This window comes from Shewanella sp. 10N.286.48.B5 (genome assembly GCF_002874355.2).
GTDB lineage: Bacteria > Pseudomonadota > Gammaproteobacteria > Enterobacterales > Shewanellaceae > Shewanella.
Genome location: NZ_MCVG02000001.1, coordinates 913664 through 931259, shown reverse-complemented (window position 1 = coordinate 931259; position 17596 = coordinate 913664). Strand labels below are relative to the sequence as shown.

The 17596-nt window shown below is 41.6% G+C and carries 14 protein-coding genes; 5 read left to right on the top strand and 9 right to left on the bottom strand.

The features are described from left to right. Positions 1 to 7: 7 nt before the first annotated feature. The 5 genes from napA to BCU57_RS04015 all read right to left on the bottom strand — a co-directional run bounded on the left by napA (position 8) and on the right by BCU57_RS04015 (position 5544). The gene (gene napA, locus BCU57_RS04035; protein ID WP_102440576.1) at positions 8 to 2497 is read right to left on the bottom strand and encodes a nitrate reductase catalytic subunit NapA; all 2490 of its coding nucleotides are present in this window, start codon (positions 2495 to 2497) and stop codon (positions 8 to 10) included. Positions 2498 to 2499: 2 nt separating this feature from the next. Continuing rightward, positions 2500 to 2760 carry a chaperone NapD gene (locus BCU57_RS04030; protein ID WP_102440551.1) on the bottom strand — a complete coding sequence of 87 codons (261 nt, stop codon included), beginning with the start codon at positions 2758 to 2760 and terminating at the stop codon, positions 2500 to 2502. Between the two features lie 41 nt (positions 2761 to 2801). Continuing rightward, positions 2802 to 2960 carry a periplasmic nitrate reductase, NapE protein gene (locus BCU57_RS04025; RefSeq protein ID WP_102440550.1) on the bottom strand — a complete coding sequence of 53 codons (159 nt, stop codon included), beginning with the start codon at positions 2958 to 2960 and terminating at the stop codon, positions 2802 to 2804. A 507-nt stretch (positions 2961 to 3467) separates the two neighbouring features. After that, positions 3468 to 4391 carry a class I SAM-dependent methyltransferase gene (locus BCU57_RS04020; RefSeq protein ID WP_102440549.1) on the bottom strand — a complete coding sequence of 308 codons (924 nt, stop codon included), beginning with the start codon at positions 4389 to 4391 and terminating at the stop codon, positions 3468 to 3470. 22 nt (positions 4392 to 4413) lie between these two features. After that, complete coding sequence (locus BCU57_RS04015) at positions 4414 to 5544, bottom strand: AI-2E family transporter (RefSeq protein WP_102440548.1); 1131 nt, start codon at positions 5542 to 5544, stop codon at positions 4414 to 4416. A gap of 272 nt (positions 5545 to 5816) precedes the next feature. Here BCU57_RS04015 and BCU57_RS04010 point away from each other — a divergent pair, with 272 nt between their 5' ends. Further along, positions 5817 to 6713 (top strand): TIGR01777 family oxidoreductase, encoded by an 897-nt coding sequence (locus tag BCU57_RS04010; protein WP_102440547.1) that lies wholly within the window; start codon positions 5817 to 5819, stop codon positions 6711 to 6713. 45 nt (positions 6714 to 6758) lie between these two features. Here BCU57_RS04010 and BCU57_RS04005 read toward each other — a convergent pair whose 3' ends face one another. The 4 genes from BCU57_RS04005 to BCU57_RS03990 all read right to left on the bottom strand — a co-directional run bounded on the left by BCU57_RS04005 (position 6759) and on the right by BCU57_RS03990 (position 11451). After that, positions 6759 to 7640 (bottom strand): LysR family transcriptional regulator, encoded by an 882-nt coding sequence (locus tag BCU57_RS04005; protein WP_102440546.1) that lies wholly within the window; start codon positions 7638 to 7640, stop codon positions 6759 to 6761. 172 nt (positions 7641 to 7812) lie between these two features. Further along, the gene (locus tag BCU57_RS04000) at positions 7813 to 8109 is read right to left on the bottom strand and encodes an antibiotic biosynthesis monooxygenase family protein (protein ID WP_102440545.1); all 297 of its coding nucleotides are present in this window, start codon (positions 8107 to 8109) and stop codon (positions 7813 to 7815) included. Positions 8110 to 8218: 109 nt separating this feature from the next. After that, positions 8219 to 10702 (bottom strand): ABC transporter permease, encoded by a 2484-nt coding sequence (locus tag BCU57_RS03995; protein WP_102440544.1) that lies wholly within the window; start codon positions 10700 to 10702, stop codon positions 8219 to 8221. Next, positions 10702 to 11451: an ABC transporter ATP-binding protein gene (locus BCU57_RS03990; RefSeq protein ID WP_102440543.1), complete on the bottom strand. Its 750-nt coding sequence runs from the start codon at positions 11449 to 11451 to the stop codon at positions 10702 to 10704. Before BCU57_RS03990 ends, BCU57_RS03995 begins: the two co-directional genes overlap by 1 nt. 85 nt (positions 11452 to 11536) lie before the next feature. Here BCU57_RS03990 and BCU57_RS03985 point away from each other — a divergent pair, with 85 nt between their 5' ends. From BCU57_RS03985 to BCU57_RS03970, 4 genes are all read left to right on the top strand, one after another. Then, complete coding sequence (locus tag BCU57_RS03985) at positions 11537 to 12115, top strand: arylesterase (protein WP_241904094.1); 579 nt, start codon at positions 11537 to 11539, stop codon at positions 12113 to 12115. A gap of 182 nt (positions 12116 to 12297) precedes the next feature. Next, on the top strand, positions 12298 to 13365 hold the full coding sequence (locus BCU57_RS03980) for a DUF3083 family protein (RefSeq protein WP_102440541.1): 1068 nt from the start codon (positions 12298 to 12300) through the stop codon (positions 13363 to 13365). A gap of 238 nt (positions 13366 to 13603) precedes the next feature. Beyond that, positions 13604 to 16252, top strand: coding sequence for a parallel beta-helix domain-containing protein (locus BCU57_RS03975; protein WP_102440540.1), 2649 nt, complete (start codon positions 13604 to 13606; stop codon positions 16250 to 16252). Between the two features lie 105 nt (positions 16253 to 16357). Beyond that, positions 16358 to 17566 carry an SO2930 family diheme c-type cytochrome gene (locus BCU57_RS03970; protein WP_102440539.1) on the top strand — a complete coding sequence of 403 codons (1209 nt, stop codon included), beginning with the start codon at positions 16358 to 16360 and terminating at the stop codon, positions 17564 to 17566. Positions 17567 to 17596 lie beyond the last annotated feature (30 nt).

Below are 17596 nucleotides of genomic sequence, written 5' to 3'. Positions count from 1 at the left end.
TCTCTCCTTAGGCTTTAACGATTTTAACCGCGCACTTTTTAAAGTCTGTTTGTTTTGACAATGGATCTGTCGCATCTAACGTGACTTTGTTAATGAGCTGGCTAGCATCAAACCAAGGAACAAATACCAAGCCAACAGGCGGCTTATTACGACCTCGGGTTTCTATACGGGTTTTAATTTCACCACGACGAGAAATAACCTTCACTTCATCACCACGACGTAAACCACGTTTTTTAGCATCATCTGGATGCATAAAACACACTGCATCAGGGAAGGCTTTATAAAGCTCTGGCACACGCTGGGTCATTGAACCCGAATGCCAATGTTCTAGTACGCGACCGGTTGATAACCAAATATCGTATTCTTCATCTGGCATCTCTGGCGCTGGTTCATAAGGCAGTGCAAAAATAACCGCTTTACCATCTGGCTTACCATAGAACTCAAAACCTTTACCGGCTTTAACATAAGGGTCAGACCCTTCACGGAAACGCCATTTGGTTTCTTTACCGTCAACAACAGGCCAACGTAAACCGTGCTCTTCATGGTAACGGTCAAAGTCAGCTAAATCATGACCATGTCCACGACCAAAGGTTGCATATTCTTCAAATAAGCCTTTTTGAACGTAAAAACCAAAATGTTTAGCTTCATCATTCAAGAACTTAGGATCAGCATCACTTAATGGGAACTTCTCAACATTACCGTTTTGGTAAAGTACTTCGAATAACGTTTTACCTTTAAACTTAGGATTGGCATCTAAAACATCTTGCGGCCAAACTTCATCAGTGGTGAAACGTTTTGAGAATTCCATCAACTGCCATAAGTCAGACATTGACTCGCCTGGCGCTTTAACCATTTGATGCCAGAATTGAGTACGACGCTCTGCATTACCATAAGCCCCTTCTTTCTCAACCCACATTGCGGTAGGTAAAATCAAATCAGCTGCTTGTGTTGTTACCGTTGGATAAGCATCAGAAACAACAATGAAGTTTTCTGGATTACGGTAACCCGGTAATCCTTCTTCGTTCATGTTAGCCGCAGCTTGCATGTTGTTGTTCACTTGAACCCAATAACAATTTAAATCACCATCTTTAAGACGGCGATTTTGTTCAACGGCATGGTAGCCAGGCTTTGGTGGGATTATGCCACTTGGAATATTCCAAATTTCTTCAGCATGTTTACGATGCTCAGGGTTAGTAACCACCATATCAGCAGGTAAACGATGCGAGAATGTACCGACTTCACGCGCGGTACCACAAGCTGATGGTTGACCCGTTAATGAGAATGGGCTGTTGCCAGGAGTAGAAATTTTACCGACTAGCAAGTGAATGTTATAAATAAGGTTATTACACCACACACCACGAGTATGTTGGTTGAAACCCATAGTCCAGAAAGAGGTGACTTTCTTTTTAGGGTCAGCGTACAACTCTGCAAGTTCAATCAACTTGTGCTCAGGTACACCAGAAAGCTCGCTTACTGATTTAACATCGTAGTCAGCTACAAACGCCTTAAACTGCTCAAAATCGATTGGGGTTGAATCACCCGCAGTCTCAACGTTCTTGGCTTTTTTCTGTAATGGATGAGTGGCTCGTAAACCATAACCAATATCCGTTTCACCTTTACGGAAATTAACATGCTTAGCGACAAAATCTTTGTCTACTTTATCGTTTTGAATAATGTAATTGGCGATAAAGTTAAGCATGGCTAAATCGGTTTGCGGCGTAAATACTATGCCTAAATCCGCCAAATCAAATGAACGATGTTGGAACGTCGATAACACAGCAACTTTCACATGTGGTGCACTTAAACGGCGGTCAGTCACGCGAGTCCAAAGGATCGGGTGCATTTCTGCCATATTAGAGCCCCATAATACGAAAGCATCCGCCGCTTCCATATCATCATAACAACCCATGGGTTCATCAATACCAAAGGTACGCATGAATCCACCAACAGCAGAAGCCATACAATGACGTGCATTGGGATCAATATTGTTAGAACCAAAGCCTGCTTTCATTAATTTAACCGCTGCATAGCCTTCCCACACAGTCCATTGGCCAGAACCAAACATGCCGACTGCAGTAGGCCCTTTAGCTTTAATGGTTTTTTTCCATTTTTCAGCCATGGTATCAAACGCAGTATCCCAACTAATGGGGCTGAACTCGCCATTCTTATCATATTTTCCGTCGGTCATTCTTAACATTGGAGTTTGAAGGCGATCGCGACCGTACATAATTTTTGATAAGAAGTAGCCTTTAATACAGTTAAGGCCTTTGTTGACTTCACTTTTTGCGTCACCATGGGTTGCAACCACTTTACCGTCACGCGTCGCAACGATAACGGAACAACCTGTACCACAAAAACGACATGGTGCTTTGTTCCACTCTAATTTGGTCTGCTCAGAGCTAGTAATTAAGTTACTTGCTGATGCCGGTAAAGCCATGCCTGCCACGCTGGCAGCTGCCATAGCAGCATTAGCCTTCATAAACTCACGTCTGTTCATACTCATTCTTCACCCTCTTCTAGCTCTTCGCTTTGGTGATAAACCATAGTGGCAGTAAGCACACCAGGTATTGCGTTAATAGTTGAAATGTCATCCATTAAGGAACGCTGGCTTGGTCCTTCAATCACTACGACTATCTTCATCTCGTTGTTAACTGATAAATCTGCATTGTCCATGGCCATAATTTGTTGGCGAACTTCAGCCATTTGCTCTGGTTTTACTTGCACTATCAGGCTAGTTACGTGGATTTCTTTTTTGCTCATCAAGATTACTTCTCTATTAATTTTTGTTTTAATTTCTATGATTATCCAGCGCCAGGAGGGCCAGAAAGAATTTGACTAAACCAAATGGTGAACCCTAATGCACTAACGAGTATCGCTGACAAAATGGGTGCTAAGAAAACCGTTAAAAATATAAAAATTTTAAGTTCTAGGCTTTTCTCAGTTTTAGAATCTATATTCATGGAGCCTCCGGCAGAGGTTTCTAAGGAAAGGGATGTAGCATAATTGTTACTGATTGATATTCTTGTGAATTCTATCTTTTATCAATGACTAAACTATATACTCACAAATTGGTAAAACGAATAAATGTTGATCTAGATCATAAAAAAACCAACAATTATTACAACTAGAAATGGCATATGAACAATAAAGCGCTTCAATAGTAAATCCAGCCAAAAATAAAAATCTCATTCATGTTAATTGATTCGATTTAAACCAGAACCACTGGAGAGAAATACTCATGCATAAGTATATATAGTCTCTAACACAAAAGTTATCAACTTGTTAATCGTCAATCAAACACTTACAGAACATTCTAGTGATTTCAAACAGGCTTAGCCGATAACCATGCGAGTTACCTCGATCACTTCTCCACCTTTAAATTATCCTCAAATAAAAAAGCACAACTGAATTGTTATTCAATTGTGCTTTTTAAAGAAATATAGATGTGTCACTACACGGTTAAATACTTATAACTTATAGCGTAAGACCTTCAAGGATTTTTGCTCATCAATATCAGTAAACTCGGGGGGATTATCAATACGCTCAACAAAGGTTAAGCTTTCTGCAGTTTCTTCAACTTGCTTCATTAAAAAATCACAGCCAAGCTCAGGCGCATTTAAACACAACAACACTTCACCGTTATCAGCCAGTAACTCTGGTAAACGTCTCAGCAGCCTTACATAATCTTTGGTGGCAACAAAACTTCCTTTTTGATTACTTGGTGGATCGGCAACAATTAAGTCATAAGGCCCAAGTTTGGTTAGTTTGCCCCATGATCTAAAGATGTCATGACCGAGAAAGCGTGCGCCTGAAGCAAAATCATTGAGCAAATGGTTTTGTTTGCCTATGGCTAATGCGCCCTTGCTCATATCCATATTAACCACTTCAGTCGCTTCGCCCTGTAAAGCGACAACAGAAAAGGCGCAGGTATAAGCAAATAGGTTAAGCACTTTTTTATCCTTTGCGTGTGCTTTAACCCACTTTCGACCATTGGCCATATCAAGGAAAATACCGTGATTTTGCCCGCGTAACAGGTGGACTAAAAAATGGGCGCCATTTTCTGTCACTATGTGTTTTTCAGGTACTTCACCGGCAACAACATCGGTTATAGTTTGCCCTGCATTACGGTACTGAAATACTAAATTAAACGGTTTATCGCCATGACACTGCTGCCAAACTGCTTCTATATCAGCAACCATTGACTGTCTTTCTGATTCTGGCAGCTCTTTAAAGCTGGTAAGCAGTAACACAGGGTTAAACCAGTCTAAGCAAATATGCTCATAACCGCTAAAGAGCCCCCCGCGACCATGAAATAAGCGACAAAGGTCATCACCTAATTGTGCTTGGGCTAATGCGTTAACCGCAGGAAAATTTGAATCATTTGAATTCATTTATAACGCTCATTTATGTAAATTAAACATGACCATTTTCGGACTTTTCAGATGGGGTTTCATCTGTTGTTTGTTCGGCTTCTTCTACTCGGGCAACTAATTCCCCATTTTTGTCATCTTCATCATGGATTTCATCAGATAACAAGATAGCCAACCACTTACCACTGTCACTGGACTCTAATGCAATTTTGACAATCATAGTCAGTGGTACAGATAACAGCATCCCTACTGAGCCAAGTAACCAGCCCCAAAAAATTAATGACAAGAACACCACTAAGGTTGATAAGCCTAAACCGCGGCCCATAAATTTAGGTTCAACCACATTGCCCATGACAGTATTTGTGCCTAAAAATAATAAAGCCGTAACACCTGCAGCCCCGGGCCCCATTTGAATGAATGCCAATAGTACCGCTGGAATAGCAGCAATTATAGAACCAATGTTGGGAATATAGTTAAACAGGAAGGCTAACACTGCCCACAATAATGCGTAGTCAACCCCAATAATACTCAAGCCAATACCGACAATAATACCGGTGCCAATACTGACGAGGGTTTTTATCACCATATATTGATTAACTGAATGCAAAAATTTATCAATTTGCTTCAAGCGCATGTCTGGATCGTCTAAGGCAAAATGAAACTTTTTAGGTAATGATTGGGCTTCAAACAACATAAAGATAATGGTCAAGATGATTAGAAACAGATTTGCCATCACATTACCAAGGCCTGACAACATATTAGTGGTCATGCTTAAGGCCATACCGGGGTCAAAGTATTCTAAGGCTTTTTCTTTAGAGATATTAATATTTAACGCGGTTAGCTTTTCTAATATCCATGAAAACTGCTCAATTAATTGTTGGCGGTAAACCGGTATTTGTTTAGAAAACTCATTAATAGAGCTGCCCACTAAACTCGCCAGCCATAAGCCCATTAGCACGATCAATAGCATCAACAGTATAATTGATAGCCATTTAGGTACCCTAAAACGGCTCATAAATACAATGGCGGGATTACAAACAACCGCTAAAAATGCAGATAATACAAACGGGACCACAATTGGACTTGCTGTTTTGATACCGGCAAGGATCACCACTAAGCAAGCCATGATGGCAAAACCACGTAACGCAATCGACGAAGAGTTACCTCCATTCATAATGAAAACCTTTTTATACTTAAACGTGAATTAAACTAAGATTTGTTAAGTTGAAACTATATGCGTAATTAATTGAAAAAACAAAACAACTAACTGCAAAGTTATTGATTATACCTGTTATATTTTGTGTATAAATGTTTAAAGCGCCCCAAGGGTGAATTAAGCGAGTAAAATTAATTAATTTGAAACTAAAGCAAGTCACTAAACACTGATCGAAACGCTAAGCTAGCACGTATTATTACTTATGTTGGCAAAATGAATGGTGAGACTTTATGAAGATTTTAATAACTGGGGCAACAGGATTTGTTGGCCAACAATTAGTACATTTACTGCAAGAAGAACATAAGCTTACTATTGTTAGCCGTAATATTGAGCATGCTGAAGCCGTGCTGGGTAATAAACATCATTACTTATCAGGCCTTGATACCTTAGACAATCTCAATGAATTTGATAGCGTGATAAATCTAGCTGGAGAGCCCATTGTCGGCAAACGCTGGAGCCAACAACAAAAGCAACGTATTTGCGACAGTCGCTGGAATATAACCGCCAGACTGGCCCAGCTGATCCAACAAAGCACTACCCCACCAGCAAGTTTTATTAGCGCCTCTGCCATCGGCTTTTATGGTCGCCAAGGCCAAGAGCCTGTTGATGAGCATAGCCAAGCCCATGATGAGTTTAGCCATCAGGTTTGTAGTGAGTGGGAACACTTAGCCTTAAAAGCCCAGTCAGAAAACACCCGAGTCTGTGTGCTCAGAATTGGCATTGTATTAGGTAAAAATGGCGGTGCATTAGCAAAAATGTTGCCACCGTTTAAATTAGGCTTGGGCGGCCCGATTGGTAAAGGCACCCATGGGCTTAGCTGGATCCACATTGATGACCTAACCCATTTGATTGAACACTTAATTAACTCTAACGATGCTAAGGGTATTTTCAATGCTACGGCACCGAATCCTGTTAATCACAAGCAATTTGCTCAATCATTAGGCTTTACCTTAAAGCGCCCAGCTAAAATCCCGACACCTGTATTAGCATTACGGTTAGCCATGGGCGAAATGGCAGACTTAATTGTTGAAGGGCAATTTGTATTGCCCAAACGTACATTGGCGTCAGGCTTTAACTTTAAATATACCCATATTGACCCAGCGTTAGATTCAATTTTTAATGCCTAATCACTTGGATATGTGCAGTTCTGATTATTGTGGTCTTCAAGAACACTATTTACTGTTAACCAGCTCAGTGGTTTTATCCATAAACCACTGGTAACGTTTTGGTAAAGGTCGATGTTTTTTATAAATCATGTACAAGGGCTCTTTTACCTGCTTATCAAGTTTAGCAATCGATATTGCCGCTACATCACTAAAGCTTTTTACTGCAAACTCAGGTAACACAGTAAAACCTAGGCCTTTTGAAACTGGCAACAAAATTTGGTTAAGTTGATTAACATAACTGACAACCCGAACCTCTATTGCTTGTTTATCTTTATAGTTATTAGCCACCACTTGCTGCCAATTATGCATCGCATCTGGGTGAGCAACCATGCCCAACGCCATTAACTCATCATAATTTATTACCGTTTTTGATTCACTTTTCGGCACCACAAGACAAAGGTGCTCATAGCCTATGGCTAACACTTCAAGTTCAGGGTCGGAAACAAGCTGGGTCACAATGCCAATATCAATATCGTTATTGGTTAATAACTCTATTATCCTTCTATTGGGTCCAGCTTCGATTGAAACATTCAGCTGCTGATGTTTGATTTGATAATCAATAAAGTGCGGATATAACAATGAGGCTAATGAACCTGAACAAGCAAAGCGGCACTCACCCACATGTTCTGAATCAAGCTGTAAATCGGTTAATAATTGCTGCTGTTCCTTAACTAGAGATTGGCCATATTGCTGTAACTGCATACCGGCCGACGTTAATTCAAAGCGCTTACCAAAGCGTTCGATTAACTTTACGTTCAACTGCTTTTCTAATTTCTGCACATGCTGACTCACACCCGGTTGAGTCATAAACAACTGCTCAGCAGTTTGAGTAAAGTGGCCTACTTCAGCCAATTTTAAGAAGGTCGTTAACCATTTTTGATTAATCATCAAAGTGTTACCTTTGTTATTCAAGCAGCAAGTGCAGATGGCGCGCTCTGCTAATCTTTAGTTTTGATAGCATAGCAAATTTTAAATAACAGCAGGTTATAAAATTTACTCACTTTGATAATTAAATGATTTAACTATTAGCAGTAAGAAGCTGGAGAAAGTAAGTTAACAACTATTGATTATCGAAGGAATATTGCCTTTTAATTTCGACAACTTCAACGCTGTAAGCGCGGTACCACTTATCTTGACCTAACTTTTGCGCCACGGCATGTTTTGAATCTTGATGCCAAGCTTGAATATCAGCCTCTGAATGCCAATATGAAATCGCGATTTCCTTATCCCCTTCTGATACTGCAATAAAATCGATGCAATTATAATGGTTAAACGCTAGGTCCCTCATCACGGCAACAGTATCTGAATAATGCTTATCTTGTTGTCCAACCGTTGCTTTAAATATCACCGCAAACATGCTTCAAACTCCTTTTGATTAGTAATAAGGCATAAAAATAGGGAGTTAAACTCCCTATTTAAACTAATACCTATTTATATAAGTGCTATTAATTGCTCATCAAGCGTTATTAACCTGCTTTAAGTAACTCACCGCAGGAGCGATTAAGTAACTGTCTGCAGCGCCACATGCCTAAGAAGGATACCACTGCAGCGCCTGCTACAGGGGCGATTGCCCACCACGGCCAATGCATATACACCACCAGTTCAAACACTTGTGTTTTAAGCATATACAAGGCAAATTCAGCAACGATTACCGCTAAAATACCTGCAATAGCCCCTAAAATGGCAAACTCGAGCCCAGTTGCTGAACGCAGCAACCAGCCAGAAGCACCAAATGTACGCAGCACCGCAAGTTCTCGTTGGCGAGTAGCCATTCCTGCTTCAGTTTGCGCAATCAACACTAGTGCACTTGCCAGTAAAACGAGTGCTAATACTAAAGTTAATGACAATGACACTTGGTCAATAATTTGTCTAAGTTGTTGCACCATAGCGCCAACATCAATAACTGATATGGTCGGAAACTGCTGAATTAACTGCAATACCACGGCATTTGCAGTTAGCGAACTGCCCGCTTGTTTCAAGTCTTCATCATTTAAATGAAAGCTCGCCATAGAAGTATACGAAAAACCTTCTAAGGCTTTAGGCCTAAATATCATAAAGAAATTAGGTTGCAAGGTTTCCCACTGTACTTGTCTAAAGCTGGTCACTTTAACGGTAACCGCCCGATTATCCATAGTAAAGGTCATGGTATCGTTAAGGGCTAAGCCTAAGCGCTCTGCTACACCTGACTCGACCGACACCTCATCATCTGCTTGATTAAATGTGCCTTCAGTGATGTCGTTGTTAGGCGGCAAGGCGTCACGATAAGTCAGATTTAACTCTCTTGAAATACCGACTCGCCCTTCTATGCCAGACTTTTCTTCATCTCGCGAGATCAACTCTTCATCATTAATATGAGTTAAGCGACCACGGATCACAGGGTAAATATCGGTCGCGATAATTTTGTTAGTATCTAAGAAGTCATCTAATGGCTTAGCATCTTCTGGGGCGATATTGACCAGAAAATAGTTAGGCGCATTTTCAGGTAATTGTTTTTGCCATTCATTGAGTAAGTCTTGTCGTAACGCCAAAATGGTCAGTAAAAGCACTAATGCGCTGCTAAACCCAACCAACTGCACTGCATTTTGTCTAGCTCTGCGGCGCAGACCCGCTAATGCTAACTGAAATGGGTTGGTGGTTTTCATGCCAACGCTGTGACCAAGGCGGATCATCACAAAGCCCAGCACGCTAAGCAGCACTCCCAATAACAATACAGCCAACACCACAGTCATGGTAAGTTCAATACTGCGTGAATATAAGTAGCCCAGTAGCGCCATCGCCCCTAAACTCAGCAACAAATGCAGCCACATGCCCAGCTGTAAGCCTTCTAATTGACGCTGTAATACCCGTAATGGTGGAATAGCTAACAAGCGCATCAATGGATAGGCAGAAAACATAAATGCACTGATGAGCCCGGTACTGACACCCAGAAGAATTGGTCGGCTATAAGGCGGAGAATAAGCCGCTATTTCAGCAGGTAAAAACTGGGTAATACCAATATCCAGTAGCACACCACCGATTAAACCTAAGACAATACCTAATGCCGTTACCAACATGAGGTGCAACCCAAACAAGCTGCGGATTTGCTTAGCTGAAGCGCCAAAGGTTTTAAGCATCGCCACCACATCATAATGACGCTGACAATAGCGCTGAGCGGCAATACCAATGGCTGCACACGCAAGGGCAATACCTAACAAGCTTGCCAGCAATAAAAAGCGTTCGGCACGTTTTACCGCAGAGGCAATCGGTGAATCACCACTTTGAACGTCTACCCAGCGCTGACTATTATTTAATAGCGGTTTAACTTGGTTTTCAAACTTGGTTAATTGCGCTGCATCGCCAGCAAATTGATAAATATAACTGACTCGACTACCTGGTTGGATAATGCCTGTTGAGTCAACATCATCAAGACGCATTAAAAGTACTGGTGATGATGCAAAAGGATTAAAGCCTGCATCGGGTAAACGACTAATCTCAGCGCTTAAATTAAGCTCTATATTACCCAGTTCAAGGGTTTTGGGGTAATTCAGTAACCCCCCTAAGCGATTTTCATACCACGCCTCACCTTTAGCGGGCAGTGCTTGAGTCGCGCCTGATGATAGCTCTATTTCGCCCCGCAGTGGATAACCATCAGCAACAGCTTTTATGGTCACCAGTTGAAATTTGTCACCCGAGTAAACCATGGAGTTAAACTTCATATTGGTGACATAGTTAACCGATAATGACTCTGCTATCGCCAATACCTTGTCATCAATTTTAACAGGTGAATCAATAATGCGATCAGCGGCGATAAAATTAGCCGCCTCACCATTAATGGCAACTTGTAATCGCTCACTCACTCGAGCAAGACCACTGACCGATAACACAGCCAAGGTTATCGCCAATACAATTAGTACTAGCTGGCCTTGCATTAATTCTCTTTTAAACAGACGCCACGCTAATTGTAACTCCATTAGCTGGCCTCCTCGGTGACGTTTTCAAGCGTCGAGTTAGTGTTTGCAGCCGTTATCGCAGGTTCAGACAAATGACCATTTTCCATCACCAGTTGACGTTTGCAGCGTTTAGCCAATTCAAGATCATGGGTCACTAACACCAGCGTGGTATCACTTTCTTGGTTTAAGGCAAACAACATATCAGCAATTTTATCGCCGTTTACACTGTCTAAATTTCCGGTAGGTTCATCAGCAAATAACACTTTAGGCTCGCAAATGAAGGCTCTAGCAATAGCCACACGTTGTTGTTCGCCGCCCGATAATTGCTTAGGAAGATGGGTCAAACGATGGGAAAGCCCCACTCTGCCCAGCATGCTTTGGGCCTTTTCTTTAGCATTGCTGACACCAGCAAGCTCCGCTGGCAGCATGACATTTTCAAGTGCGGTAAGGGTATCGACCAACATAAAAGATTGGAAAATAAAACTGACCTTTTGTTTTCTCAAGGCGGCTTTTTGCTCTTCATTCAGGCCCGATAATGCTTGGCCATCAAGATAGATCTCACCCGATGTTGGCGTATCAAGCGCAGCCAGTAAACCCAGTAAGGTTGACTTGCCAGATCCAGAAGGCCCAAGAATAGCAATACTGTCTCCCTGCTTGACATCCATATTAATGCCGTTGAGGATAGTGAGCTCCCCCTCTTGGGTCACCACTGTTTTATTGAGGTTAGTTACATTAATGGCACTGGAATTATTTGCAAAATTAGTAGACATACGATCCTTCTTATTATTACCGGCGAAACGCCTGCTTAATGCGGCTTTCATCTTAGTTGTGGTATCTGCAGTGTCGTTTTCAACACTGGTCACATCCGCGTTGTTAACATCGACACCTAGCTATGCTGCCACGGTTTTAATCCTTGGCGATAGTCTAAGTGCAGGTTATGGCATGTCGGAAGAGCAAGGTTGGGTACAATTGTTACGTAATGACCTGCCCGAATACCAAATTATTAATGGCTCTGTCAGCGGTGAAACCACAGCTGGCGGATTACGTAGACTACCAGATCTACTGGCTTCGAGCCCTGTTGACCTTGTTGTTATTGAGCTTGGTGGTAATGATGGTCTACGTGGGTTCCCCCCAAAACAGCTGAAATCAAATCTTACAAAAATGATTGAGTTATCTCAACAAAGTGGCGCCGATGTGTTACTTACTGAAATCATGGTGCCGCCAAATTATGGTCCTCGATATACTAAAATGTTTAATGATGTTTATCATCAATTGGCCAGTGATTATGATATTGAACTGATCCCATTTTTTATGCTGGAAATCGCTCCTAACCCTGACTTAATGCAACGAGATGGCATTCACCCTAATGAGGATGCCCAGCCTAAAATTACGCAATGGATGAGTCCATGGATCATCGATGCAGTAAAAAAGTAACAGAGGTTAAAACATTTAGTCAAAAATGAGAACAAAAGCCTAAAATAGTAATTTTATTTTAAGGTTTAGGATTTAGAATGATACACAAATAACTTTGTTCAAACGTTCTAAAATACTAATCCTTAATGACAGTTTTTGAGCAATAAGGTTTGGTATTTTGTTTATGACTACAAGGAAATCTCATGGCTATCAGTCGGCAAAAGAAAGTTTACCTACCTACTACGACCAGAAAAAATCAATATATTACCGTTGGTTTCCCACTTACCGATGAGTTTATCGCTCATTATGAAACGTTAGAAAACTGCTACCAAGAGTTTTCTAAGTTAGTTTTTCAAACCGCGGATAAATTTGAACTTTATAATGTCCATGTTGTTGCGACAGATAAACTCCCTGTTGTCCGTTTTCATAATGAGGTTTACTGTTTTTCAACCCAAGAGCAGTTACGATTTTTCTATAACCCGGTGCATCATGAAGCAAACCGTTTACACATGATTCCTGATTATCGCGCTAAAAAACTTAAAGTGGTCTTTTTAGCAACGGGTGATGAAATTCGCAGCAAAGCAGCAAACTTTCATGCTCGTATTCGTGAGTTTACTGAGGCATTAATGCCACAGTTACCCACTCAGAAGCTGGCAACCAAAATACGCGATCACCAGCATATTTCTTATGATCTATTTGCCAAAAATAAAGGTCATAAAGAAACCTACGGTTATAAGCTAAGAGCGCTTAATAGCCGCTACCAGCATCGTGACTGCCCATTACCAGAAGATGTCAGTGCACTTTCTTACGTTCAGATCACTATGCCTGTTGGTCGCCGAATTAAAAATCAGCTACTTGCAGAAAACCGCAATGATTTTAGCGATAGTTACCAAAAGGTTTGCCAAAAATTTATTGACGCTGCTCGCTCAAAACAACTGAATAAATTAGCCGTGGTTGCTAATGGTAAAGTACCTTTAGTACGTAATAGTAAGTTTGAAGATTTACAAAGTACCGCTGAATTTCAAATGATCGGTTTTGACCCTAGTGCCACAGATGCTGAGCCTATCTGTCATTGGGATGGAAATGTCATTACTGAAGCAATACGCTTTGTCATTGTTGCGGGTGATAGTGATATTGCTGATGGTGGTTATGGCCGCTTTATGAACCAAGTTGAAGATGCGATGCGTAAGTTTATCAGTGACATCGACTTTGATAAAGAGCACATCGATTTAACTGTAGGCTTCCATCAACACCTTAGCTATAAAGCATAATTAACTCTATTCTCCCCATAAACGGCAGCCTAGCTGCCGTTTTTTATTGCTCCTTTTTTATCATCCTTCCTTGTGCAAGATACATCAAAAAAACTTGTTAAATAAATGTGGCCAGATTTCACATTGATTAACAAGTGTCCTCCAAGGCATGTTGAACAACATACGAATAAATCGTATCCACTCCTTTGGGGCGTATAACGCTGGAGTAGGACATAAATAATAAAAAGCAGGAGATGCTATGTTCAACAAGACAAAGCCTTGGCTGGTACCTACACTTGTAGCAACAGCTGTCACAATCAGTTTAGCGGGCTGCGGCTCAGATGATAACGATTCACAGATCACCGAAACCCCACCCGTTGTTCAACCACCAGCAGAAACCGGTCCCACCTTCCCTGAAGGTGCCATCATGGTCGAAGCGGGTGATAACCTCACTATCAGTATTCAAGAAGCATTAATCAACGCCCAAAGTAATGACGTTATCGTATTACCCAAAGGTAACTTCAAAATAGAATCAACCTTACTGTTTGATGGTGATGTAGACGGCGACGGCAGTTTTGCCAAAAATATTACCATTATGGGTTACGGCCAAGATGAAACCGTGTTGGATTTTTCTGAGGCCAATTCGGGTGATGGTATTTTTGTTCAAAATGCCATGAACATTATTATTCAAGACTTATCCGTTAACGAAGCCAAAAATAACGGTATTAAACTCAAAAATACCAATGGCATTATTTTAAGAAGATTGGCAACCATTTGGGAAGGCGAACTTGATGAAGGCAACGGTGCTTATGGTTTGTATCCTGTAGAGTGTGAAAACATTCTTATTGAAGATACCTATGTTCGCGGTAGTGCTGATGCCGGTATTTACGTTGGCCAATCCCAATATATTGTAGTGCGCCGCAATATCGCTAAAGAAAACGTCGCCGGCATTGAAATTGAAAACTCTAAATATGCCGACGTTTACGATAACGAGGCCATGGGTAATACCGGCGGTATTTTAGTCTTCGATTTACCGATTAATAACCATAGATATGGTTCAAGCGTACGTATTTTTAATAACAAAGTTTACGATAATAATACCTTGAACTTTGCTAACGCATCATCAAACCCAGCAGGGGTACATATTGTGCCACCCGGAACTGGGGTGATTGTGTTATCCACTGACGATGTAGAAATTTTTAATAATGAAATTACAAACCACGACACGGTTGGCTTAACTATTTCGAGCTTCTTTATTGCTGAGCCCGATATCAGTACTTTTGTGGGTAATTATGGTCAACCAGGCCAAGCTATTGATGATGGCTGGCGTCCAACACCGCGTAATATCTCCATTCATGACAACGTGATAAGCGATTATGGCACTAAGCCAAAAGGCTATTTAATTAAAGATATCATCACCGCTTATGTATTAACCCACGGCGCATTACCGGGGATTTTATATGATGGTTTAGGTGAGATGTTCTCTAACAACGGCACCGCGGCCTATTTAGGTTTACAGGAGTTACCTTTTGCCGCCGATGGCAGTGATAACGTGTGTGCGCAAAATAATGGTGAGGTAAGTATTGGCCGTTTATATGCCAATAATAATACCGATGCCAGTATTGCCGATGTGCTTTATGAAAAAACGCAAATGGACTTAATGAACTGCGCCCAAGTGAGCCTACCTGTTCATACCGTTACCTTTGGTGATGAGATATTTGGCTGTGGTGTTGATGATGATACCGCAGGTTGTGATGGCGGCACTTTAATCGGTGGCGGTGGCTCTATTGGTGAAGGTGAAGGCGGCCTTGAAGGCGATGGTGATTTAGCCTTATGTGAAGCCAGTGGTGATAATGTCAGCTGGGATGCACTACTAAAAGCTAACTGCCCTAACCTGTCTGATTATAATCTATTTGCAGATATGGCTAATCCAACCGATGGGCCAAACTCGGGTGGCTTACCTTATGATCTTAATACGCCATTATTTACCGATCATGCCAGTAAATATCGCTTTGTGTATTTACCTGATGGCACTATCGCCGACTACAGCGAAAATGAATCATTCGACTTCCCTGTAGGCACAGTGATCAGTAAAACCTTCTCTTTACCAACAAACACTAATAATCGTGGATTTGCAAACGAGGATTTAATTGAAACACGATTACTGATCCATCGTGACACTGGCTGGACAGCGCTGCCTTATGTTTGGAAAGCCGATAAATCCGATGCTGTTATTGCTAAAGCGGGCGCGATTCAAGGAAAAACCATTACTCACAAAGGCGCTGAATTGGCATTTGATTACGTCGTACCCAGCATGAATCAATGTAAGCAATGTCATCAATTTAAAGCCGATGAAGACAGTAATGCGGTATTTATGCCCATTGGACCTAAAGCTCGTCACCTTAATAAAACTTACCCATATGCTGATGGAGCAATGAATCAACTCGCGAAATGGCAAGCGGCAGGTATTTTACAAGGCGTGCCAGAATTAGACACTGTCCCTATGGTGCCAAAATTCCAAGATGGCGATGAAGCAAATATTGATTCTATGTCGGATACTGAGCTTATGGCCGTTGCTAAAGGCTACTTAGATATTAACTGTGCCCATTGTCATCGACCTGAAGGTAATGCCTCTAACACAGGCTTAAAGCTTGAGTACTGGCGCAGTTATGATGAAGATGCAGGATTTTCTCATGGTACTTGTAAGTCACCTGTTGCTTATGGCGGCGGCAGCTTAGGTTTTGATGTGGTTCCGGGTAATCCTGAAGAGTCAATCTTACATTTCCGTATGGAAACCAATGAACCTGGCGATCGTATGCCTGAAATTGGCCGTAGCTTGTCCCATGATGAAGGTGTTGCACTCATCAACGAGTGGATTAAGCGATTACCTGCAGCATCATGCTCCTAAGTAAGCTTTAACCCATGTAATGTAAACACGGGTTATATCAAACCAAATAAGCTGGGGAAACTCGGCTTTTTCATCGTACATTCTATTCATACAAGGATGTCATCAATGTTTGTTTTTAAAGCCCATCAAATACTTGTTATTAGTTTATGTTTGTCGCTAATAGCCTGCGGCGGCTCTGACTCAAAAGAGAATAATAACGATAACAATATCCTTGATACGCCAACGCCACCTGTAGCAGTACCAGAGGATCCCGAGACAGCGCCAGATGAGCTATGTTTACAAAACAATAGCGAAGTGAATTGGCCCGCATTAATGAGCGCAGATTGTGACAATCTAGCGGATTACAGCTTGTTTATCGACCCAAGCAAACCAACTGAATCACCACGAAGCCCAGGTATGCTTTACCAACTATCTACTGAGTTATTTTCCAATTACGCCAGTAAATATCGGTTTGTTTTTTTACCTGATAATCAAGCAATCAGCTTTCAAGCCCAAAGCCAATTCGAATTACCCGTTGGTAGTGTATTAGTTAAAAGCTTTGCGTTACCTTTTGATACCCAAAATAGTGGCGCAGATAATGAGAAATTAATCGAAACACGGCTATTAATCCATCGAGAAACGGGCTGGACAGCATTAGCCTACCAATGGCTTCAAGGCCAAGCTAAACTTGTTATCGCTGGCGCGAATGTGGCCCACACCATGAATAATCAGGGCGAATCGATTAGTTTTGATTATCACATTCCCAGCAAAGCTGAATGTAAAATTTGCCATCAAGTTAATGAGCAAGGAAGCAGCAACATAAAGCCTATTGGACTTAAAGCCCATTTATTAAACCGCCAAATAACAGACAGTAACAACACCCCCATTAATCAACTGACTCAGTGGGCACAGCAAGGCCAGTTAATAAACTTACCCGCGTTTAACAGCGTTGCACAATCTTTTGCCATTAATGATGAAACAGCAGAATTAACCAGCCGCGCTAAAGGCTACCTCGATGTGAATTGCGCCCATTGTCATAGCGCAGAGGGCTTTGCCAGCATTTCAGGCCTCAGACTTGAGTATCATATTGATCATACTTCATTTGAGTATGGCGTTTGTAAGCAGCCACCAGGTTGGGATGGCGGCCCTAATGGGCTTGCTTATGACATTGTTCCTGGCAATGGCGAGCGCTCTATTGTGCATTATCGACAAACACTGTTAAGCCCTAAAGATAGAATGCCGCCCATTGGCCGAGAAATGACCCACATTGAAGGCGCTGATTTAATTAAACGCTGGATTGATGACATGGCTATCACCATTGCAACGTGCAGTTAAATTAGCTGTAGCAGAGTGCACCGTTAAATA